The organism is Methyloglobulus morosus KoM1 (assembly GCF_000496735.2).
Taxonomy (GTDB): domain Bacteria; phylum Pseudomonadota; class Gammaproteobacteria; order Methylococcales; family Methylomonadaceae; genus Methyloglobulus; species Methyloglobulus morosus.
The window spans coordinates 1-5,840 of sequence record NZ_AYLO01000075.1 but is presented as its reverse complement, the minus strand read 5'-3'; the positions used below and the strand labels follow the sequence as shown (position 1 = coordinate 5,840).

The window sequence follows — 5,840 nt, the reverse complement described above, 5'->3', positions numbered from 1 at the left end:
CCTGCACAAGCACAAGATACTCAAGCACACCCTCAACCTCGGCCTGCCCGACCAATTCGTCGAACAGGGCACGCGCGAGGAACTGCTAACCCTCTGCGGCCTCGACAAACAGGGCATCCTGAGGCAGGTCAAAGAGTTTGTGGACAATTCATAACACTTTTAGGTAACCTTATTCTTTTTCAACCCTGTTTTTTCCTGTTAAGGACAAGGCAGTTTGAATAAAGAAGGTTGCCTTATGCTTGAAATAATAACCCTTCCGGTACTGGCCGATAATTACATTTACCTTATCCATGATCCTGTTTCACAAGAAACGGCGGCAGTAGACCCGGCMCTTGCCGAGCCTGTGCTCGATATCCTTGAGGAAAAAGGCTGGGAACTTACGTATATCCTCAACACCCATCACCACTCAGACCATGTGGGTGGAAATTCCCGGCTTAAGCAGCTTACTGGTTGCAAAATCATTGCGGCACAGGCGGATTGGGACAGGATTCCTGGTATCGACCAAGGTGTCGATGAAGGCGACGTTGTATCGATAGGGCAACATAAAGCCAACGTGATCGCCACCCCCGGCCATACCCGGGCGCATATCGTTTACCATTTTGCCGAAGACAAGCTCCTGTTTTGCGGTGACACTTTGTTCGTGATGGGCTGTGGGCGTTTGTTTGAAGGTACAGCCGAGCAGCTATGGCAAAGCTTGCAAAAACTGAAAGCCTTGCCGAATGCAACCAAAGTGTACTGCACCCATGAATACACCCAAACCAATGGTCGCTTTGCGTTAACCGTCGAGCCGAATAACTTGCAATTGCAGCAACGGATGATAGAAGTCAACCGCCTACGCGGCAACAACCAGCTAACCATCCCGACCACCATTGCGGAGGAACTGTCAACTAACCCTTTTTTTAGGGAAGACAGTTTAGATTTGCGAAATACGATTGATATGTTTAACAGTCAACCAGTGGAAGTGTTTGCGAAGCTCAGGCACTTGAAGGACAGCTTTACTTGAAATAGGGAAAAACAAGCTGCTTAAGCGCTTATGACAACCTAACCCTCGGATCAACTAAGGTATAAGAAATATCTGTCAACAACAGGCCAAATACGTATAACACCGAACCCAAAAACACCATTGCCCTTACGATAGCAAAGTCCTGCATATTGATTGCATCAATGGTGTAACTGCCTAAACCCGGAATACTGAAAAATGATTCCATGATTAAGCTGCCCATAAACAGCATCGGCAATAGCACCACCACGCCCGTCAAGATGGGGATCATGGCATTGGGCAGGACATGGCGGAACAGGGTTTGGGTTTCGGTCAGGCCTTTGGCGCGGGCGGTGCGGACGTAGTCTTTTTCGACTTCTTCCAGGAACAAGGTGCGATACCAGCGCACGCCTGATCCTAGACCCGAAAATACGCCGATTAACACGGGCAATACCACAAACTTGATGGCGGAAAAGCCGTCATCATAGCCGGAAATCGGCATCCATCGCAATATTTTGGCGATCACGAATTGGCCGCCGATGATGTAAAACAGGGAGGATATCGACATCAGGATGACGCACAGTACCATTCCCCCTAACTCCAGCTTACTGCTCCGAAACAGCACGACCATCAAGGCGACGCAGATGTCCGTTATCAAACCGATGACTAAAGTGGGTAAGGCGATGGTTAGGCTGGGCCAGGCGCGTTCCTTGATGTCCGCGCCGATATTCCTTCCGCTGTCCGATGTGCCGAAGCGGAACATAAACAGGCCGACCGATTTCTGGTAAAAAATCGTTTTAGTTAGTTTTTCTTCCCCTTGTGCTTTTGCGTTCCATAACAGCGGCACATCATAGCCGTGCAGTTGCTTCCAATTGTTTATCGCTTGCTGGGTGACGTGCTTTTGCCCAAGCTGCATACGCGCCATGTCATCCGGGCTGTTAACGATAAAAAACAGCACGAAAGTTAAAATGTTCACCCCGATTAAAATGGGGATGGCATATAAAAACCGCCGGATAATGTAGCTAATCATTGCAAGGTCTTCCTCGTTCGACTGCGCACGGCGTAAACTGCAAGAGCGAATAAGATTACGGAAAAAGCGAAAAATAACAGCAACGGCCAGAATATGGGGCGGTTCCATTCCTGCTGTAGTTGTGTCCTGGCGACGGTATCAAGCCGTTGGTATTTTAAGGTGTTGTTGGCGATGACATGGGGTTTTCGGTTAAGGAACCAGCTATGCAACAGGGTAAATTGTTTAGGATGTAGGCCGAAAATCCAGGGCGCGTCATGGCGGACAATCTCCTGCATTTGTTGGATTAACTGAAACCGTTGTGGGCTATTGTCCATATTTCGCATTTGTTCAAACAAGCGGTCGAATTCTGGGTTTTGATAGTTGCTGGCATTTTCGCCGCCGAATTTCACTTTAGCATTACCGCCGTAAAGTAAGAAAAAGAAATTTTCAGGATCGGGGTAATCGGCATTCCAGCCCCAGACGAAAAGTTGGGCATTGCCTTTGCGCATTTTATCTTGAAAGCGGTTATAGTCGGTTGCACGGATGACCAGTTTAATGCCCAGCTTTTCAAGTTGTTTGCGGTACCAGTTAAACATCGGGCGGTCGTCAATGCTGCTAGAAGTCGTGTCGAAATAAAGGATTAACGCCTCATGGGTCTTGGGGTCAATCCCATTCGGGTAACCAGCCTCCGTCATCAACTGCCGTGCAACCCCGATGTCTTTGCGTTGCGGTTTGTCGGCTAGCCAATCATAGACATAAGGATTGACCCCTGCCTTGCCTTCCTCATAGCCATAAATGCTGGGCGGCAAAACGCCTTGCCCTGCGATAGCTCGGCCATTCCTAAAAATGGAGATAAGCTCTTCATAATCAATGGCAATTGAAATCGCCTGCCGCAATTTCCTGGCTTGCTCGCTGTAGCCGCCGACAGTCGCATCCAGCATGTTAAAACCCATATAAAACGTGGAGGTTTCGACCGAGGTTTGAAGTGCTATCTTTTTCTCCAGCATGGAAGGGGTCAGTTCTGCACTGCCGCCCGTGAATTGTACGGCCTGATCGAAACTATCCGAAGCGATGCCTGAGGCATCAAAATAGCCTTGCAAAAACTTAGTCCATCGGGGGATGGTTTCTTTTTCCAAGGTAAAGACGACTTTATCGATGAAAGGCAACCGCTTACCGGCATCGTTGAGCAAGCCTTTAGACTGGTCATCCGGTTCGCCTTCGGTGGGATACGTCTCCAGGTGAAAGTTAGGATTTTTTTCCAGGATCATACGTCGGTTGGGATTGTTTTCCGCCAACAGGTAAGCCCCCGTGCCGATGGGATACCAATCCAACGTGATGTTTTTGTCGGACAATCCGGGTTGTCCGTAAAACGCATCCGCTTCCCAAGGCATCGGCGCAAAAAATAACATGGCTAACCAGTACATAAATTGCGGATATTTGCCAGCTATTCTAATTCGGTATGTGTAACGGCTAATAGAGGTCACGCCAGTCATCGGTACATCTTTTATGGCAGTTTTGGGCAGTTGCTTGACCTTTTCTGAGAATTCGCCAAAGCCGACAATGTAATTTTTCATCATTTCCGCAATCGGCGATTGCGTTTTGGGGTGTGCCAACCGTTTAATTTGGTAAACGTAATCCTCAGCAACTACCTCACGGCTACCGGTGGCATTGAAATCAGCCAAGGTGTTGAAGTTGGCGACCTGATCGACGCTGAGACGGTGAAAAGCATAATCGCCGTTTGCGGTTAAGGCTAACGCCGGATGCGGTTGGTATCGGATACTAGGCTGTATGTCGATAAGATAATCCGTAAACGCAATGTCCTCGATAGGCGCATTAGGGGCCAGCTTTTCACCCGCCTTATTCAAAAACTGGATGTCCGGCATCTTGCTCGCCGTTAACGGCACGAGTTGATAAGGCCGTTTCAGGTAATGGTATTGGAACGGTGGCTCATAAATCTGGGCAATAAACGCATATTCGTTTTCGCTGTACGCCACAGCGGGATCTAAATGCTTAGGCCGTTCGTCGAACGATTGGTACAAAATCGCTTGCCCCTTCTGTTCCTTTGGGTAAGGGTTGTTGAGCTGTGAAAGGTCGCAAGCCGTCAACAGCAAGGCGAACAAGAAAGGGATTTGGTACAATATCTTACACTTAGTCAAAAGACAGGGCATTATAGGCGGTTGAGGTTATTTCAGCCTATTGTAACAACAAAAAAACAAAAACATGAGGAGATGACAATGGGTTTTATGCAGGGTAAACGGGTTTTGATTGTGGGTTTGGCGAGCAACCGCTCGATCGCATGGGGCATCGCGCAAGCCATGCACCGCGAGGGCGCGGAACTGGCGTTTACCTTCCAGAATGAAAAACTGCAAAGCCGCGTCGAAGAAGCGGCGGAACAATGCAATTCCAACATCACCATCGAATGCGATGTCAGCATAGATGAACATATCACCGCCGTATTCGACCAACTGGGCAAGCATTGGGACGGCCTGGATTGCATCGTGCATTCGGTCGCCTTTGCCCCGCGCGATGCCCTGAACGGCGATTATGTGGATGTCACCACCCGCGAGAATTTCAAGATTGCCCACGATGTCAGTTCTTACAGTTTTACCGCCTTGGCGAAAGCAGGAAGAAGCATGATGGCAGGGCGTAACGGCTCCTTGTTGACCTTGACCTACCTCGGCGCGGAACGGGCGATCCCCAACTACAACGTCATGGGCGTTGCCAAAGCCAGCCTGGAAGCGAATGTCCGCTACATGGCCGTGGCGTTAGGGCCGGAAGGCACGCGGGTTAACGCTATATCCGCAGGCCCGATCAGGACGTTGGCGGCATCGGGCATCAACGATTTCAAATCCATGCTCAGCAAAGCCGCCGATGCTGCGCCGCTCCGCAAAAACGTCACCATTGAAGAAGTCGGGAACGCCGCTGCCTTTATGTGTTCCGACTTAGCTTCCGGCATTACCGGGGAAATCACTTATGTGGATTGTGGCTACAATATTGCAGGGTTGGCGGCGGTTTGATGGATATTTAATGTAGGTTGGGCTGGTACGAAGCCCAACATTTGCGGCTTCGTTTGTGTTGGGCATCATTTCATTCAGCCCGACGTGCTTTAATACGTAAGGAACGTCATAAATTAAAAGCTGGATTATATGACCGAAACTGACAATCAAACAAACACTTCCAATGATTCCTTGAAAGATAAAGACATTAATTTGAGGGTGAGAGAGCTTGCGCTTAAGGAAAAAGAAGTAGAAGCAAAGATTAAGCTTGACAAGCAAGGTTTGTGGTTTACATCTCCCTTATTTATTGGTGTCATAACTGCAATATCTGGCTTGATAGGCACAGGAATTGGGGCTGTTCTTCAGGGTAACGCAACCGTTAATTTGGAAAGGCTTAAGTTTGAATTCACCCTGATTCAAAAGGCGTTAGAAGCACCAAGCCAAGATGAAGCAGGAAAGCGTCTTATGTTTTTAGTTAATACAGGTGTTATCAAAAGCTTAGACGCAGAAAAATTACGGAATATCGCAGAAAAAAACCCTTCACAACTCCCTGTTTTAGTACCAAATACAGCCACATCGCGCGATGTTTTTTTTCAAGGCTATACCTCAAAATTTGGTGAGCTTTCTGTTGAATCAAAAGCAGCGCTGCTACAAATTTTTAGTTTTATTGAAAAAGATATTGACATAAAGGATATTCGATATGTCGCATATATCCTGGCAACTGCTAAACATGAAACATATAATACCTTTCAACCTAGTACAGAATTTAACGAGGGTAGTGACAGTTATTTTGATAAATATGAGCCGGGTACATCAATAGGCAAGAGACTCGGGAATACTGAACCTGGAGATGGTT

General features: G+C 48.0%; 5 protein-coding genes. 3 read left to right on the top strand and 2 right to left on the bottom strand.

All coding sequences use genetic code 11. From position 1 onward, the window contains the following. Positions 1-235: 235 nt before the first annotated feature. Positions 236-1,003, top strand: a complete 768-nt coding sequence (gloB, locus tag MGMO_RS10200; protein ID WP_023494972.1) for a hydroxyacylglutathione hydrolase — start codon at positions 236-238, stop codon at positions 1,001-1,003. A gap of 28 nt (positions 1,004-1,031) precedes the next feature. On the opposite strand, the gene MGMO_RS10195 is transcribed toward gloB, so the two are convergent. Both MGMO_RS10195 and MGMO_RS10190 read right to left on the bottom strand, forming a co-directional pair. Beyond that, positions 1,032-2,009, bottom strand: a complete 978-nt coding sequence (locus MGMO_RS10195; RefSeq protein WP_023494971.1) for an ABC transporter permease — start codon at positions 2,007-2,009, stop codon at positions 1,032-1,034. Continuing rightward, complete coding sequence (locus MGMO_RS10190) at positions 2,006-4,156, bottom strand: ABC transporter substrate-binding protein (protein ID WP_023494970.1); 2,151 nt, start codon at positions 4,154-4,156, stop codon at positions 2,006-2,008. Before MGMO_RS10190 ends, MGMO_RS10195 begins: the two co-directional genes overlap by 4 nt. A gap of 66 nt (positions 4,157-4,222) precedes the next feature. On the opposite strand from MGMO_RS10190, the gene MGMO_RS10185 reads away from it, so the two are divergent. After that, on the top strand, positions 4,223-5,005 hold the full coding sequence (locus MGMO_RS10185) for an enoyl-ACP reductase FabI (protein WP_023494969.1): 783 nt from the start codon (positions 4,223-4,225) through the stop codon (positions 5,003-5,005). A gap of 129 nt (positions 5,006-5,134) precedes the next feature. Next, positions 5,135-5,840: hypothetical protein (locus MGMO_RS10180; RefSeq protein ID WP_200922723.1), on the top strand; the 706-nt coding region annotated here is incomplete at its 3' end.

Excerpts from the sequence above, each read along its gene's own strand:
- MGMO_RS10195 (WP_023494971.1), bottom strand. The coding sequence starts at position 2,009 with ATGATTAGCTACATTATCCGGCGGTTTTTATATGCCATCCCCATTTTA.
- MGMO_RS10190 (WP_023494970.1), bottom strand. The coding sequence starts at position 4,156 with ATGCCCTGTCTTTTGACTAAGTGTAAGATATTGTACCAAATCCCTTTC.
- MGMO_RS10185 (WP_023494969.1), top strand. The coding sequence starts at position 4,223 with ATGGGTTTTATGCAGGGTAAACGGGTTTTGATTGTGGGTTTGGCGAGC.